At 66.8% G+C, this 15486-nt stretch carries 12 protein-coding genes; 5 read left to right on the top strand and 7 right to left on the bottom strand.

Annotated elements, in window-relative coordinates; all coding sequences use genetic code 11:
* Positions 1 to 43 precede the first annotated feature (43 nt).
* The gene (locus ACEVFP_RS09235) at positions 44 to 1186 is read left to right on the top strand and encodes an amidohydrolase family protein (RefSeq protein WP_375003515.1); all 1143 of its coding nucleotides are present in this window, start codon (positions 44 to 46) and stop codon (positions 1184 to 1186) included.
* A 21-nt stretch (positions 1187 to 1207) separates the two neighbouring features.
* Here ACEVFP_RS09235 and ACEVFP_RS09230 read toward each other — a convergent pair whose 3' ends face one another.
* From ACEVFP_RS09230 to ACEVFP_RS09220, 3 genes are all read right to left on the bottom strand, one after another.
* Entirely contained in the window at positions 1208 to 2023 is an 816-nt protein-coding gene (locus ACEVFP_RS09230) for a pyrroline-5-carboxylate reductase family protein (protein ID WP_375003514.1), read from the bottom strand.
* The gene (locus tag ACEVFP_RS09225) at positions 2020 to 2694 is read right to left on the bottom strand and encodes a GntR family transcriptional regulator (RefSeq protein ID WP_375003512.1); all 675 of its coding nucleotides are present in this window, start codon (positions 2692 to 2694) and stop codon (positions 2020 to 2022) included. The genes ACEVFP_RS09230 and ACEVFP_RS09225 overlap by 4 nt, the downstream gene beginning before the upstream one ends.
* 114 nt (positions 2695 to 2808) lie before the next feature.
* A complete protein-coding gene (locus ACEVFP_RS09220) occupies positions 2809 to 3081 on the bottom strand; it encodes a hypothetical protein (RefSeq protein ID WP_375003795.1) in 273 nt (90 codons plus the stop codon).
* A 65-nt stretch (positions 3082 to 3146) separates the two neighbouring features.
* On the opposite strand from ACEVFP_RS09220, the gene ACEVFP_RS09215 reads away from it, so the two are divergent.
* Genes ACEVFP_RS09215 through ACEVFP_RS09200 form a run of 4 tightly spaced genes read left to right on the top strand, consistent with a single transcriptional unit; the run spans position 3147 to position 8648 of the window.
* Entirely contained in the window at positions 3147 to 3776 is a 630-nt protein-coding gene (locus tag ACEVFP_RS09215; RefSeq protein ID WP_375003511.1) for an NADPH-dependent FMN reductase, read from the top strand.
* A 38-nt stretch (positions 3777 to 3814) separates the two neighbouring features.
* Positions 3815 to 5500 (top strand): MFS transporter, encoded by a 1686-nt coding sequence (locus ACEVFP_RS09210; RefSeq protein ID WP_375003509.1) that lies wholly within the window; start codon positions 3815 to 3817, stop codon positions 5498 to 5500.
* Complete coding sequence (locus ACEVFP_RS09205) at positions 5497 to 7185, top strand: MFS transporter (RefSeq protein ID WP_375003507.1); 1689 nt, start codon at positions 5497 to 5499, stop codon at positions 7183 to 7185. Before ACEVFP_RS09210 ends, ACEVFP_RS09205 begins: the two co-directional genes overlap by 4 nt.
* 47 nt (positions 7186 to 7232) lie before the next feature.
* Positions 7233 to 8648: an MFS transporter gene (locus ACEVFP_RS09200; RefSeq protein WP_375003506.1), complete on the top strand. Its 1416-nt coding sequence runs from the start codon at positions 7233 to 7235 to the stop codon at positions 8646 to 8648.
* On the opposite strand, the gene ACEVFP_RS09195 is transcribed toward ACEVFP_RS09200, so the two are convergent.
* The 4 genes from ACEVFP_RS09195 to ACEVFP_RS09180 form a co-directional block, all read right to left on the bottom strand.
* A complete protein-coding gene (locus ACEVFP_RS09195; protein WP_375003505.1) occupies positions 8649 to 11921 on the bottom strand; it encodes a BTAD domain-containing putative transcriptional regulator in 3273 nt (1090 codons plus the stop codon).
* A 38-nt stretch (positions 11922 to 11959) separates the two neighbouring features.
* Positions 11960 to 12964, bottom strand: coding sequence for a PDR/VanB family oxidoreductase (locus ACEVFP_RS09190; protein ID WP_375003503.1), 1005 nt, complete (start codon positions 12962 to 12964; stop codon positions 11960 to 11962).
* 36 nt (positions 12965 to 13000) lie between these two features.
* The gene (locus ACEVFP_RS09185; RefSeq protein ID WP_375003502.1) at positions 13001 to 13585 is read right to left on the bottom strand and encodes a TetR/AcrR family transcriptional regulator; all 585 of its coding nucleotides are present in this window, start codon (positions 13583 to 13585) and stop codon (positions 13001 to 13003) included.
* 145 nt (positions 13586 to 13730) lie between these two features.
* Positions 13731 to 15305: a long-chain fatty acid--CoA ligase gene (locus ACEVFP_RS09180; RefSeq protein ID WP_375003500.1), complete on the bottom strand. Its 1575-nt coding sequence runs from the start codon at positions 15303 to 15305 to the stop codon at positions 13731 to 13733.
* Between the last annotated feature and the right edge of the window lie 181 nt (positions 15306 to 15486).

The following is a 15486-nucleotide window of genomic DNA, read 5'->3' as shown; positions in this document are numbered from 1 at the left end:
GGTCCTGAGGTCAGGGCGATTCCTCGAGCCGTCCACAGGTGACGTGGTCGAGGCAGACCTTCGGATCAACGACGGCGTGATCACCGAGCTGGGCGACGTCCAGGCCTCGGACCTGCCGTCGGTTGAGCTCGACGGTGCCACCGTCGTGCCAGGGCTGATCGACGCCCACTTCCACGCCTACGCCACGTGCATGGGCGGTCTGGAGCTCGAGCGTCGCTCGCTCAGCTATGTGGCGGTCAACGCGACGCGCCGCCTCGGGGCTGCCCTGGCGCGGGGGTTCACGACCGTCCGAGACGTGGCCGGCGGTGACGCCGGGCTGGCTCGCGCGGTCGAGGAGGACCTCTTCGCGTCGCCTCGGTACCTGTACAGCGGACCGGCGCTCACCCAGACCGGTGGTCATGGCGACCCCCGTCCCGGGGACCTCGACGTGTGCTTCGGTCACGGACACATGAACGAGGTCGTCGACGGCGTCGACAACCTGCGACGGGCAGTGCGCGAGCGGTTCCGGCAGGGCGCGCACGTCATCAAGATCATGGCTTCCGGTGGCGTCATCTCGCCCACCGATCCGTTGAGGATCCCCCAGTACTCCGCAGAGGAGATCCGTGCTGTCTGCGAGGAGGCCGAGCGTCGAGGGTCCTACGTGGCGGCCCACGCGTACTCCAGCGAGGCGGTGATCCACGCGGTCTCCAACGGAGTGCGATCAATCGAGCACGGCAACCTGATCGACGTGGCAGCCGCGCAGATCATGAACCAGCACGGTGCCTTCCTCGTTCCGACGCTGGCCGCCTACGACACGATGAGTCGCCGCGGCGAGGCCGCGGGCCTCTCGGAGGTCGGCAGGGCCAAGAACGCGGAAGTTCTCGATGCGGGTATCGGTGCCGTGCGCCTGGCCATTGCGGCAGGGGTCCCCGTCGGGTTCGGCAGCGACTTGATGGGCGAGCTGGAGGACGACCAGCTCAGCGGAGTCCGGCTCCAGGCAGAGGCCCAGGACTCGGCCTCGTTGCTGCGATCGCTGACGACGGTCAACGCTGACCTGATCGGCCGTCCGGAGCTCGGGACGCTGCAGAGTGGCTCGCCCGCGGATCTGCTCGTGCTCTCCGCCGATCCACGCGACGACGTCTCGGTCCTGTGGGATCTGCGACGCCCTCGGACGGTCATTCGCGCCGGTCACCTGGTGCAGGCCTGACGAAGCGGCCGAGCAGCCCGCTCAGGAGGCCGAGTTCAACCGTCCCGCATGAGCGACCGAGGCACGGAAGGCCCTGGTCATCAGGTCTTCCGGTTCCGCACCGTCGATGACCTCCATCGCCTTCTCGGTCGTTCCGGCCGGGCTCGTCACGGCGCGGCGGAGCTCTGGTGCGCTCGTGTCGGGGGCATCACCCAGGAGAGCCGCCGCGCCGACGACGACCTGCCGGCAGATGCGCTCGGCCTCCTGCTCGTCCAGACCCATCGCGACCGCTCCCCCGGCCATCGCCTCGATGAGCCGGAAGACGTAGGCGGGGCCGCTGCCGGAGACTGCGCTGAGCACGTCGACGGCGGCCTCGTCCGCGAGGTGGACCACCATCCCCACCGGGGCGAACCAGGACGCCAGCAGCTCACTGCACGCCGGATCGGGCTCCTGCAGCAACAGGCCGATCACCCCTTCGCCGACGCCGGCTGCGGTGTTCGGCAGGAGTCGGGCCAGCTGCGGGCCTGGTCCGACGTTCGATCGCAGCGTGTCGAAACCGAGGCCGGCCGCCACGCTGATCAGCGTGACCCCCGGGGCCAGGTCCGCACGGATCTCCTGCAGCACCACACCGACCTGGTGTGGCTTGGTGCAGATCATCACGACGTCCGCGTCGCGGACCGCCACGACGTTGGCGTCGGCTCGCTGCTCCTGGCAGATCACCGTCACGCCCGCCGGCAGGTGGACATTGTCCTGCGCGCTCCGGCGGGTGGCGACGATCTCGTCGACCTCGGTGGCCTGGGACAGTGCAGACAGGACCCCACGGGTGATGGAGCCAAGGCCGATGACGGCCACCTTCATCGCTGTTCGCCGTCCTCGTCCCGGCCGCTCCACCAGCCGAGCACGTGACCGATGTGACGTTCCATCAAGGCTGCCGCCCCGCTCCCGTCGCCTTCTTGCAGCAGGTCCAGAAGCTCGGCGTGCTCCTCGATCGAGGCCGCCAGATGCTCGGGCGAGATCGTGGAAGCGATACCGATCGTGCGCGTCTGGTCCCGTAGGTCGCTGACCAGCCTGACCAGCAGCGGATTGTCCAGCAGGCCCAAGACCTTGAGGTGGAACTCCTTGTCGGCCAGCACGTAGGCAGGAAAGTCCCGCTCTGCTGCGGCCTTGCCGATGGCCTGCACCAGGTCGTCGAGATCAGCACGATGATCAGCGGTGAAGATCGCGGCAACATCAACCATCGGAGGCGCTTCCAGCAAGCGTCGGGCATGAACCAGCTGCACGAGCTCATCGTGGTCCACGGCTCGCACCTGGAAGCCCTTGTTGCGCATCGGAGTGACGAACCCCCGCCGGGCCAGGTTCAACATGGCCTCGCGGACCGGGGTCGCGGAGACGCCGTGGCGCTCGGCGAGCACCGGTACGGTCATGATCTCACCCGGCGCGATCGATCCTGAGATGATCGCAGCCGTGAGGACCTCCTCGACCTGCTCGCGCAGACTCACGCCCCGCCCCACCGGCACTCCAGTAGTCATCAGCACTGCCCCCTTTGGTGTGTGACACACTACCAATGCCGCAGTGGGTGCCTCACCAGGCTCCGAACCCGCAGGCGGGTTTCAGACGTCGGCCAGCGGGCTAGGAGTTCGCCGTCATCCTTCGCGCAGCGTGCGCCGCAGGATCTTGCCGCTCGCCGTCTTCGGCAGCTCGGCAACGAACTCCACCGAACGCGGGTACTTGTAGGCCGCCATCCGATCCCGGCAGTAGTCGATCAGTTCTGACTCGGTGACCGCCGCACCGGGTTTGAGCGACACGAACGCGAGCACCGTCTCCCCGCGGTACTCCTCCGGCACACCCACAACGGCCGCCTCGATGCGACGCGTTGCGCACGGTCCTCTGGTGGAACCGAAGGGTTCCGAAACCATTCCGAAGGGGGTGCATCGCACGATCAGTGTCAACCGCAGAACACGACACGAAGGAGTCGATTCCGATGACCATCTCCACCGCTCCCGCCGAGCAAGTCGACAGCGCGCCCGTACGGGTCGCGGTGATCGTGGGCAGCATCCGCACGGACCGGTTCTGTCCAACCCCGTCGAACTGGATCGCCGATCAGGCCCGCAAGCGTGAGGACATGGAGGTGGATCTGGTTGACCTCGCCGACTACGACCTGCCGGTCGTCCTCGGTGGCAACGACGAGAACGCACCCCAGCCCGAGGCCGTGACCGAACTCGGCCAGCGCCTCGCACCTGCTGATGGGTTCGTCGTCGTCACCCCGATCTACAACCGTTCGTACCCGGCGTCGTTGAAGAACGCGATCGACTGGTTCTACACCGAATGGCAGCTCAAGCCAGTCGGGTTCATCTCCTATGGCGGCATCACCGGTGGGCTGCAATCCATCGACGCCCTGCGCAGTGTGTTCACCGAGTTCCACAGTGTCCCGCTGCGCGACTCAATCACCTTCGCCAACTTCTGGCAGAACTTCGACCACGACGGGCGACCCGCCGACGTCGAGCGCACCTCCAAGCTCGCCGACGGGTTCCTCGACCAGCTCGCCTGGTGGGCGCGGACCCTGCAGCAGGCCCGGACCGAGCGTCCGTACCCCTTCGTCGAATCCGAATGACGATCCACCCCTCGACGGTCACCAGGAGCTGAGTCCCCATGGCAACCACCGACGAACTCACCGGCGCCCCCGCACGCCCGACGTGGCGGGAGTGGACCGGCCTGGCGCTGCTAGCGCTGCCGATGTTCATGATGCTCACCGACTTCACGGTGATGTTCATGGTGATCCCGTCGGTGGCCGCGGACCTGGGCCCATCGACGACGCAGATGCTCTGGATCGTGCATGTCGGTGAGTTCGTCGCCGCGGGACTGCTCATCACGATGGGATGGCTGGTCGGTCGGCTCGGCCACAAGCAGATGCTGTTGGCCTCCATGGCGCTCTACGGCCTGGCGTCGGCGCTGGCGGCATTCGCTCCCAACCCGGAGACCCTGCTGGTGGCGCGCGTGCTGATCGGCGCTGCGGCCGCGGGAGCCTCACCGGCAGCGATCGCGATGCTGCGCTCGATGTTCACCAGCGCCCAGCACTACGGGATCGCGTTCGCGGTCATCATGGGTGCCTTCTCCGCAGGGGTGGCCTTCGGGCCGCCGATGGGCGGGGTGCTGCTGGAGTACTTCTGGTGGGGCTCGGTCTTCCTGGTCAATGTCCCGCTCGCCGTGGTCGTGCTCATCGCCGGCCTGTGGCTGTTCCCTCGCGCCAATGAGCGGACCGGGGAGAAGATCGACATGACCAGCGTCATGCTGTCCCTGACCGCGATCATCGCCGTCGTCTTCGGATTGCAGGAGATCGCTGACCGAGGCGCCTCTGTGCCCTACGTGCTCGCTGTCGTGGTCGGCACGGCACTAGGGGTCATGTTCGTTCGTCGGCAGCGCCGGGTGGCCAGCCCTCTACTGGACCTCAGCTTGTTCTCCATCCGACCGCTGCGCGTCGCGGCGTCCGCTTTTGTGTTGTCCTCGATGGCGTTCGTGGCCGTGGACTTCATCCTGGTGCAGTACTTGCAGATCGTCACCGGCGTTCCCACCGCACGGTTGGGGCTGATGCTCGCCATCCCCGGCATCTCCGCTGTCCTGGGCACGATCGTGACCCCGGTTCTGGGACGACGTTTCGCTCCGTCGCAGGTGATCGCCATCGGTTTGTTGGTGTCGCTGGCCGGTGCCGGGCTCGTGATGGCCACCATCGCGTTGGCGCCCAGCATGGTCGCGCTGTTCATCGTCGGCACCAGCTTGGTGGCCTTCGGCGTGAGCCCGATGCGTCTGCTCGGAGCGCAACTCATCGTCACCTCGGCTCCCAGGAAACAGGCCGGCTCGGCCGTCGCCGTCCAGGACATCAGTGCGGGCATCGGTGGGGCGATGGGGATGGCGTTCATCGGCAGCCTCGCCATGGCTGTCTTCGGCCGAGTGCTCGGAACCGGCGCGCCTGCCATGGTCTCCGCTGACCAGCTGGATGCCGCCTCCCAGAGCCCCGGTGGTGGCGTGGGCGTCGCCGAGGAGATCGGCGGCTCCACCGGCCAGGAGTTGCTCACCGTCGTCCAGGACGCCTGGTGGATGGGAACCCTGGCGGCCTACGCCGCAGCGATCGTCCTGGGTATCGCCACGCTCCTGCTCATCGTGCGCGGGCTGCGCGGAGTCACCCTGCCCACCGACGACCACGACGAACCCGAGCCGGCAAGCCCCGCGACTGGATCGTCACGAGACCTCGCCGCGAGCACGTCGGAGCCACGCACCGTGTCTGCGCCAGCACCGTCCGACGCTGGTCACGACCTGCTCGAGAAGGGCGGCACGTCATGACCTCCGTCGAGGTTCCGGACCGTCCGACGTGGCGCGAGTGCACTGGCCTGGCGCTGCTGGTGCTGCCGATGTTCATGATGGCCACCGACTTCACCGCGATGTTCATGGCGATGCCCGCTGTGACCGCAGATCTGGCTCCCTCCACCACGCAGACGTTGTGGATCATGCACATCGGCGAGTTCGTGGCTGCCGGCCTGGTCATCACCATGGGCTGGCTCACCGGAAGGACCGGCCCTCGCCTGCTGCTCCTGGCCGCCATGGGACTGTACGGTCTGTCGTCAGCCATGGCCGCGTTCGCGACGGATCCGGAGACCCTGCTGGTCGCGCGCGTGCTGATCGGCCTGGCAGCAGCGTCGGCATCTCCGGCGGCGATCGCGATGCTGCGCTCGATGTTCACCAGCACCAAGTACTTCGGCATCGCTTTCGCCGTACTGATGGGAGCCTTCTCTGCCGGTGGCACGCTGGGACCACCGCTGGGCGGAGTCTTGCTGGAGTATTTCTGGTGGGGCTCGGTCTTCCTGATCAATGTCCCGGTCGCCGCTGTGGTGCTGCTGGCGGGACTCCGGCTCTTTCCTCGGTCCAGTGACCGGACCGATGAGCGGATCGACATGACCAGCGTCATGCTCTCCATCGCCGCGATCATGCTGGCGGTCTTCGGGCTGCAGGAGATCGCTGATCAAGGCGTGTCCCCGCTGTATGTCGGCACGACCGCGGCTGGCCTCGGGCTCGGTGTGTGGTTCGTACGGCGCCAACGCCGCGTCGCCAATCCTCTGTTGGACCTGAGCCTGTTCTCCATCCGACCCCTGCGCATCGCGGCCACCGCGTTCGTGCTGTCGTCCTTGGCGTTCGTGGCCGTGGACTTCATCCTGGTCCAGTACCTCCAGATCGTCACCGGCGTTCCCACCGCGCAGCTCGGGTTGATGCTTGCCGCACCCGGGCTCGCCGCCGTCGTCGGCACCACGTTCACCCTGCCGCTGGCACGCCGACTTGCGCTCTCCCATCTCATGGCCGCCGGTTTGGTGATCTCCCTGATCGGGGCGCTGACGATCATCACCGCGATTCCGCTGGCCGCGCAGGTCACCTGGCTGTTCATCTTCGGCACCACTGCGTTGGCCTTCGGATTCACGCCGCTGATGCTGCTCGGCGCCCAGTTGATCGTGACCTCTGCTCCCAAGGAACGCGCCGGATCGGCTGTCGCGATCCAGGACGTCAGCGCCGGGCTGGGTGGCGCGGTGGGCATGGCGTTCGTCGGCAGCATCGCCATGGCTGTCTTCAGCCGAGTCCTGACTGTCACCGCACCCACAGGTGTGACCGACGCCGATCTCGACGCCGCCACACAGAGCCCCGGCGGAGCCGTTGCCGTCGCCGAGGACATCGACGGGCGAACGGGCCAAGATCTACTCACCTCGGCCCAGGACGCCCTGTCCTGGGGAACCGTCGCCGCCTACGCCACCGCCATCGTGCTCGGCATCGCCACCATCATCCTCATCCTGCGCGGGCTACGCGGCGTCGAGCTCCCCTCAGAGACCGACGAGCCCGACACCGAGCACCGCGCGGTGGACACTGCGCCGCCTCTCACCCGGCCCCCACACGTCGAGACACCGATGACCTACGCCAGCACTGCCCCGACCCCGGCAGCCGAAACCGCCCGTGAGGAGATCCCATGTCCACAACAGACCCACTGATGCAACCCCAGGCCGATTCGCCTGACCCGACACAGGAAGAACGACCGATGACCGCTGAACCAGCAACCACCCGTACCGGGGACCGTCGACGCTGGTGGGCACTGGGGTTCGTCCTGGCCGGCAACCTGGCAGTGTTCGCGGCGGTGACGATGATGAACGTCGCACTGCCCGATGCCCAGGACGCTCTGGGACTGTCCGACGCCTCACGTTCGGCGGTGGTGACACTGTATTCGCTGTGCTTCGGGGCGTTCATGCTGCTGGGAGGTCGTCTCGCCGACGTCCTCGGTCTGCGTCGGTGCCTGACCGCCGGCCTGGTCGGATTCGCCGCCGCCTCGTTGCTCGGGGGCCTGGCTCCGACCGCTGAGGTGCTGCTGGCCGCCCGCGCTCTGCAGGGCATGACGGGTGCGCTGGTCGCGGCCACCGCACTGGCCATGATCTCGGTGATGTTCCCCCACGGTCCCGAACGGGCTCGTGCCTTCGCGCTGTTCGGGATGGTCATGGGCATGGGCACCGCGGCCTCCTTCGTCCTGGCCGGCGTCTTGGTCGACGGCGTCTCCTGGCGGTGGGTCATGCTCATCAACACGCCCCTGGCCCTTGGAGTGACATTCGGCCTGGTACGCACCGCACCACCCGCACCCACCGCCGGGCGCTCCAGACTCGGGCTGGGCAGCGCACTGTTGGTCACCGCCGCTCTGGGTCTGCTGGTGCTCGGCTTCGACCGCGCCAGTGCCCTGGGTTGGGCTCATCCGCTCACGTGGGTGCTGCTGGCCAGCGCGGTCGCTCTGCTTGGCCTGTTCTCCCTGCTCCTGCGACGCTCGCAGAACCCACTGATCCCGCCCAGGCTCCTGGCCGACCGGCAGCGGCTCGCGGCGTTCACGGCGGTGTTCGTGGTGGGGATCGGCATGTTCGCGGGGATGTTCATTCTCACCACGTTCCTGCAGGGAGTTCTCGACTACAGCGCCCTCATGACGGGGTTGGCCTTCTTGCCCTTCGGTCTGAGCGCCATAGCGACTTCACAGCTGCTCACCATCGTCTCCCCCCGGATTCAGCCCGGCCCCAGACTGGGCGTGGGACTGTTGATCGCGGCCGTCGCGATCGCCTCGTTCATGCTGCTGAGTGGCGATTCGACCTACGTCACCGGCATCCTGCCTGCCATGCTGCTGCTCGGCGCCGGCGGAACCATCGTCATGGTCACCGGCTCCAACACCGCCACCCTGGGTGCCGGCACGGACAGCGGGATGGCCAGCGCTCTGGTCAACTCCGGACAACAGATCGGCGCGGCCCTCGGCACAGCGCTCTTGACCGCCATCATGGCCGCCACGACCCGTCGGCACATCGATCAGGCCGGTGAGCTGGAGGCCACCTTGACCGGTTACGGCCACGCCAGTGCAGTCGGCGCGGCCATCATCGCCGTCAGCGCGATCGGCGTACTCGTCCTGACCCGCCGACCGGCTACGCGATGATCACTGGCCCGGAGCACAGGCGGGATCGGCGTACGCACCCGCTTCCAGCTGGTCGAGGGGTTCGGCCAATCGGCCTCGAGCCATGGCATCGGCCAGCGCCGGCTCGGTCAATCTCTCGGATACGTGTTCGTACACCCGCTGGATGTCTCGGTCCTCGGGTACAGACGGCTCGGCGTTCGTCAGGTTGCGGACCGCTTCGGCTGTTCCCAACAGCTCAGCAGCCGCTGATGCGTCCTCGTCCAGAACACGGATCGCAGCCGCTAGCTCAAGCATTCGTGCCATCGTGCCAGTGTTACGGATCGGTGGGGTCGAGGAGACGAGTGCGTTGAACGCCGCAAGCGCTTCGACCAGGTTGCCTTCCTGGACCGCCAGGAACCCCTGCTCAAACTCGGTCAGCAACTCAGCGCCCGCCGCCTGGGTATGCGTTCGCCACCGGTCGAGCAGCGTGCGTGCCTGGGTCGTCTCGTGCTGGTAGCGCGCGATCATCGACTCAGCGAAGTCGGCGTAGGCGACGCCAACAGTGAAACCGATCTCCGCCGAGATCACCCGTGATTCCGCCAGCTGCCTGAGCGCATCATCTAGGTCGCCCTGACGGATGGCAGCGATCGCCGTCCCGGTGAGCCAAAGCGAGGTCTCCGACTCGATGCCCCATTCTCGGCTCATCTCCAGTGCCGCGGTGACCGCAGCCGCCGAGCGGAAATGGTCGCCGACCAGCTCAGCGGAGCGGTGCTCGACCGCCAACGCATACATGCTTCCGTAGCCGTCGTCCACCTCGCGCAGGGCGTCGCACACCTCACGACCGTCTGGAAGCCCGCGGGGAGCCTCACGCCATAGAGTGACCAGCAGCCAGTCACGCCGACACGCCGCCACAGCGAGATCCCAATCCTCGCCGTGGTCCGCCAGAATCGACAGTGCCTGATCCACGTGTCGTTCACCCGTCTCCCGCGAGCCAGCCGACAGCAGAGAAGCGCCAGCGAACCACTGCACGCGGGCCCTAGTCACTGTCTCAGCATCAAACCCTTTCAGGGCTTCCTCGACGTTGCTTGCCGCATCTGGTGAGCTGGCCCTCATGCATGCCACCAACGTCGCCGCGGCCGCGTAGTCATCACCAGGCACGCCCGGCAGTCCGAGAACCGCGCACAGATCCCGGGCGAGGCGCGTGTGATATCCATCGATCCATGGGCTGATTGAGAAGCCGGGCACGCAGACCTGATACCAGAACGTCGCGAGCGACAACGTCACAGCGCTGTGACCGTCGTGCGTTCGTACGGCCTCGTCAAACGCGTGACGCAGCTGAGCGCGGTTGGCGGCAAAGCGAGCCAACCAGTAGCGCTGCGACCGAGTGCGTAAGCCATCGTCGGCTTCACGTGCGAGGTCACAGTAGTAGTGCAGGTGTCGTCGAGCGGTGGCTTCTCGTTCGGCGGAGGTGTCGAGCTTCTCGCCCGCATAGACGGCGATCGATTCCAGGAGGCCATAGCGCACGCCGGTCGGGGTGGTCGTCGTCGTGACTAGGCTGCGATCGACCAACCTAACAAGGGCTTCGGTGACCTCTGCGCGCCCGACCGTCGCCGTGTCCAGCTCCGTAGGTTCGTCTGCGCAGATCGCTTCGACAGCCTCCAGATCGACGGCCCCGGGGTGGACTGCCAGCCGACGCAGCACTGCTCGTTCGGTCTCGTCGAGTAGCGACCAGCTCCAGTCGATCATCCCGCGCAGGGTCTGTTGACGTCGTGGTGCCGCGTGGCCGGGACGGCGCAGGATGTTCAGTCGCTCGCTGAGCCGTTCGAGGAGGTCACGGACGGAGAGCCCACGGATGCGGGCCGCAGCCAACTCCAACGCCAGTGGCAGACCGTCCAGACGTCGGCACAATTCAGCGACGACATCGGCCGTCTCGCCCTCCAGCCGAAAGCTCAGATCGCTGGCCTGAGCGCGTTCTGTGAAGAACGCTGCCGCCTCACTGACCTGGCCATCCTCGCCGGGTTCGGTGTTCAGGGTCCTGATGTCGTAACGCTGTTCCTCGGGCAGCCCCAGTGGCTCGCGGCTGGTGGCCAGCACCTGCACACCAGGCGCCTTCCGTAGCAGCTCGGCAGTGAAGACAGCCGCTTCGGCGATGACATGTTCACAGTTGTCCAGCACCAGCAACGCCGGCCGTGAGCCCAGCCCCTCACTGAGCTGGTCGATGGTGCTCGTCGTTCCGGCGGGCTCGGGCAGGCCGAGCAGGGCCGCCGCCAGGGAAGCGACGCGCTCACCCGAGCCGAGGTGGCCCTCCTGCGTCATCGCCAGCTCGGTCAGATCGATGAACCACGTGCCGCGCTCAAACTCAGATTCCTGTTGACGGGCGACGTGCAGTGCCAGGCGGGTCTTGCCCACACCACCGATCCCGGTCAGGGTGACCAGACGAGAGCCGGCGAGCAGCGCCTCGATCTGCTGGCTCTCGTGCTCTCGCCCGATCAACGTGCTGGTCTGGGCCGGAATGTTCGACCGTCCGGCCATCGACCCGGCCACTGGGCCGGGAACGGATTTCTGCGCCAAGGTCGCGTCATGGCGCAGAATGCGACCGTGCAGCTCCCGCGTTCGAGGGGCTGGATCGACGCCGAGGTCCTCAGCAAGACGCTGGCGCAGGGTCTCGAACAGCTCCAGCGACTCGTGTTGGCGGCCGACCTGATAGAGCGCGATCATCATCGAGCCCACGAGTCCCTCTCGGGCGGGGTACTCCTCGATGGCCCCGTTCGCCTGACTGAGTGCCCGCTGCGGGTCGCCCTGCTCCACGAGCGTCTCGACCAGGGCCTCCAGTGCATCACCACGCACCTCATGCAACTCCGCGACCACCGGCGCCAGCCAGACTTCATCGGCGACATCGCCGAAAGGATCACCGCGCCACACCTCCAGCGCCTCAGCGAGGGCCTCGACCTTCTGCAAGGACGAGCCCATCTGCCGCGCGTTCTCGACTGCACTCTTGAACCGCCCGGCGTCAAGGTCACCTCGTTCCACAGCGAGCCGGTAACCAACAGGGGTATGGGTCACCAGCTCGCGGGCGCCCGGTCGCGCTAGATCCAGGATCGTGCGCAACCGGGAGAGCTTGGCTTGCAGCACCTTCTTGGGGTTGGCGGGAAGGTCACCGCTCCAGAGGCGGTCGACCAAGGTGTCGGCCGATACCGGTTCGCCGTTGGTCGCAGCCAGCGAGGCCAGCAGCAGGCGCAGGTGGCGTTCAGCCACCTCTACCGGGACGCCCTCGTCGGTACGGAGCCGAACCGAACCCAGCACCTCGATCAGCATCTCACCACCCTAAGCCGCATGATCCAGTCGACGTCAGTTCAGCAATCGAGGACGAGCCGCGGCGTGCGTGACCACGAGCAGCAAGGCAGGATCGTCGCGTTGGACTCACGCTCCTTGTCCGTGAGCAAGGAGTCTCGGTGATCCGGGATGCCCTCGATCACGTCCGTCTCACAGGTTCCGCATACGCCTTCGCGACACGACGTGGGAATGCGGACCCCGAGGCGAGACGCAGCGTCGATGATGGACTGGCCAGGACCCACCGTGACGACGTGTCCCGTCCGGGCGAGGACGAGCTCGAACGGCTGGTCGGTGGCCGCGTTCGTGGGCACCTGTTCTCTCGCGCCGAAGCGCTCCACGCGCAACGTCCCGTCGGGCCAGCGTGCACAGCGTTCCTCGACAGCAGTCAGGAGCCCTTCGGGTCCGCAACAGTAGACGGCCAGGCCGGGTCGGGGGTCGCCGAGCGCGGCGTCGAGATCGAGTGGCCCGAAGCGATCCTGCGGACGAATGCACACGCGGTCTCCATCACGGCCGAGCTCGTCGACGAACGCCATCGAGTCGAGATGACGTCCCCCGTAGAGCAGTGTCCAATCGACCCCGTGCTCGGTGAGCTGGCGCGCCATCGGCAGGAGAGGTGTGATCCCGATCCCGCCCGCGATCAGTAGATAGGACTCGGCGTCGAAGGTCAGAGGGAAGTGATTGCGAGGCCCACGTACCTGCAGACGGTCGCCTTCGCTCAGCTCCTCGTGGATGAAGCGGGAGCCGCCGCGGCTGTGGGGATGGCGTAGCGCCGCCACTCTCCACTGCGACGCGTCGTCGACGTCGCCGCATAGTGAGTACTGGCGTTCCAGGCCCGGAGCGAGCAACAGGTCGATGTGGGCGCCGGCGGACCATGATGGCAGCGGGTGACCACCCGGATCGGTGAGCACCAAGGAGAGGACGCCGTCGGCTTCGCGATGGATGCGCTCCACCACGACGTGACGGGCGTGCGCCGATCGCACGTCCTGGCCCGCGTCGGCAGTAGGCAGTGTGAGGCGCTGAGACACCGGCACACCGTAGCCAGCACAAGACTGACAGATGTATCAGTTGACAACGTGTGAGCTGGTGGATGGTTCCTTGGGCTGCGGAGCCGCGCCATGAAGGAACAGGGCGAGCACCAGGTCACTCGGATCGCGCGCATCCGCCGCGACACTGCGGCTGCTGCCGGCGACCACCACGATGGACAGGAGTGCGTCGGCCAGCCACGCTGCAGGCAGGTCAGAGCGGATCTCTCCGCGTTCCTGGGCTTCAACGATGAAGTCCACGACCGGCCGTACGTGTTTGATCCATGCTCGGACCAGCTGACGGTCGTAGTAGTCCTCGCCGCGGGTCAAACGGTGGAGCACCCGGGTGTACTCCAGCGTGGTCTTGACGACGTTGGTGAGTACACTCTCCGCGGTCGGGTGCTCGAGTGCGTCGTGGAAGGTCGCGTCGAGCTCGCACAGGGTCTGCTCGATCGCTGCGTGTCGCATCACGTCGTGGCTGGCGAAGTGCCGAAACAGGGTGATGCGTGCAACATCGGCCGCAGCTGCGACGTCGGTTCCGGAGGGTTGCGCATGACCTGATCGGATCAGATCGAGATAGGCCGCCAGGATTCGCTCGCGGTTGTCGGCTGCGTCAGCGCGCATGAGGCATCACCTGGCCTAGCCTGGACAGGCCCGTCGACGTGGCGACGTCGGGCGTCGCCGCAGCCCGCCCCGCGCGGCTGGTTTCCGGCGTCCTGATCGGGTGGCGCTGCCACGGTTCTCGGCCATGATCGCCGTGATACCGCGGTCACGAGACGCCACGGTTCTGACCTTCCCAGTGCGGGGCGCGGAGCTCTCGCTTCAGGACCTTGCCTGCACCGGACTTCGGCAGAGCGTCGTGGAACTCGAAGCTGCGGGGCAGCTTGTAGTTGGCGATCCGCGGTCGGCAATGCGCGATCAGGTCCTCCTCGGTGAGCGCGTCATCGGTTCTCGGGACCACAGCGGCGTGCACTCGCTCGCCCCACCGTTCGTCGGGTACGCCGAAGACTGCACACTCGTGCACCTCGGGATGCTGGTAGATCGCGTTCTCGACCTCACTGCAGTACACGTTCTCTCCGCCGGACACGATCATGTCCTTCACGCGATCGATGATGTAAAGATATCCCTTGTCATCCATGATGGCCGCGTCCCCAGAGCGGTACCAGCCCTCTCGGAGCGCTTGCTCGCTCTCCTGCGGCCTGTTCCAGTACTCTCTCATGAAGTTGGGACCACGGGCGTAGAGCTCGCCGGGTTCCTCGGGCTTGCACACCGATGCTCCGTCCGCGCGGCGCACCTCGACCTCGACGCCCACGATCGGCCGGCCCGCTGACTCCAGAAGGCGGGCATCCTCGCCACGTCCGCTCACTGCTGCCCGGTGCTCCGCCGGACCCAGGACAGCGACGAGCGGAGAACCTTCGGTCATGCCGTACCCCTGATACCAGTCACAGGGGAACTGCTCCATGGCCAGCCGGAGCAGCTCCGACGGCATCGGTGAGGCGCCGTAGAGGATCGAGCGCAGGGCCGACATGTCATGGGTCTGCACATCGGGGTGATGCACCACCATGTTCACCATGGTGGGGACCAGCAGAGCACGAGTCACGCGGTGCTCAGACATCGCGCTCAGCCAGGCACCGGGTTCGAACGCTGGAAGCATCACGTGCGTCCCGCCGATCCAGGTGAGCGCATAGGTCGACGCGCCGTCGGCGAGGTGGAACATCGGTGCCGCGTGCAGATAGCTGTCCTCGGTGGTGTAGCCGAGTGCGATCAGCGTGTTCTTCGCATTGTGGACCAGACTGCGATGCGTCAGGATCACGCCCTTGGGAAATCCCGTGGTGCCTCCTGTGTAGAACAGGCCAGCAGCTGCATCGGGATCGACGCCTCGTGCGGTCTCGCCCGGTTCTGCACAGAGCTCGGCGAAGGTGAGCAGGCCCTCGGACGGTTGCGGGGCCGTGCCCGCATGGACCAGCTGCAGGGGCGTCTGTGCGGCCTCGGCGAGCTGTCGCCCCACTTCCACGAACGCATCGTCGACGATGAGCACGCGGGTCTTCGAGTCATCGAGAATGAATGCCATCTCCGACGGGGCGAGACGCACGTTGAGATCGTTCAGGACTCGCCCTGAACGAGGCACCCCGAGCCAAGCCATGAGGTGCTCGGCAGAGTTGAGGGCCAGCAGACCGACCACGTCGCCTTGCTCCAATCCGAGACGGTCCAGGCCTGCGTCGAACGCCGCCACCTGATCACGCAGCTGGCGGTAGGTCCAGCGGCGGTCCCCGTCGACGACGGCGATGCGGTCGCCGTGCAGCAACGCTGCTCGCTCGAGTGGTGCGTTCAGGTTCTCGGACATCTGCTCAACCAACTTCCGCATGGTTCAAGGGATCGACCGTCGACGACGGTTCGGCTCAGCCGGGCTCAGATCGTGAGGCCGGGCGGCCAAGGTAGTGCGCAGAAGTGATGACCGAGTATCAGTTCAGAACCCGCCGAGCTCGCCGCTGATACACGGCTATCAGATCGCAGCCCTACCTTCG

The sequence above is a fragment of the Aeromicrobium sp. CTD01-1L150 genome, from assembly GCF_041951745.1.
Lineage (GTDB): Bacteria > Actinomycetota > Actinomycetes > Propionibacteriales > Nocardioidaceae > Aeromicrobium.
This window is presented reverse-complemented; position numbering and strand designations above follow the sequence as displayed.

Coding starts and splice junctions, on each gene's coding strand:
- ACEVFP_RS09200 (WP_375003506.1), top strand. CDS start 7,233: ATGACCGCTGAACCAGCAACCACCCGTACCGGGGACCGTCGACGCTGG.
- ACEVFP_RS09210 (WP_375003509.1), top strand. CDS start 3,815: ATGGCAACCACCGACGAACTCACCGGCGCCCCCGCACGCCCGACGTGG.
- ACEVFP_RS09230 (WP_375003514.1), bottom strand. CDS start 2,023: ATGAAGGTGGCCGTCATCGGCCTTGGCTCCATCACCCGTGGGGTCCTG.
- ACEVFP_RS09220 (WP_375003795.1), bottom strand. CDS start 3,081: ATGGTTTCGGAACCCTTCGGTTCCACCAGAGGACCGTGCGCAACGCGT.
- ACEVFP_RS09205 (WP_375003507.1), top strand. CDS start 5,497: ATGACCTCCGTCGAGGTTCCGGACCGTCCGACGTGGCGCGAGTGCACT.
- ACEVFP_RS09180 (WP_375003500.1), bottom strand. CDS start 15,305: ATGTCCGAGAACCTGAACGCACCACTCGAGCGAGCAGCGTTGCTGCAC.
- ACEVFP_RS09185 (WP_375003502.1), bottom strand. CDS start 13,585: ATGCGCGCTGACGCAGCCGACAACCGCGAGCGAATCCTGGCGGCCTAT.
- ACEVFP_RS09195 (WP_375003505.1), bottom strand. CDS start 11,921: ATGCTGATCGAGGTGCTGGGTTCGGTTCGGCTCCGTACCGACGAGGGC.
- ACEVFP_RS09215 (WP_375003511.1), top strand. CDS start 3,147: ATGACCATCTCCACCGCTCCCGCCGAGCAAGTCGACAGCGCGCCCGTA.
- ACEVFP_RS09225 (WP_375003512.1), bottom strand. CDS start 2,694: ATGACTACTGGAGTGCCGGTGGGGCGGGGCGTGAGTCTGCGCGAGCAG.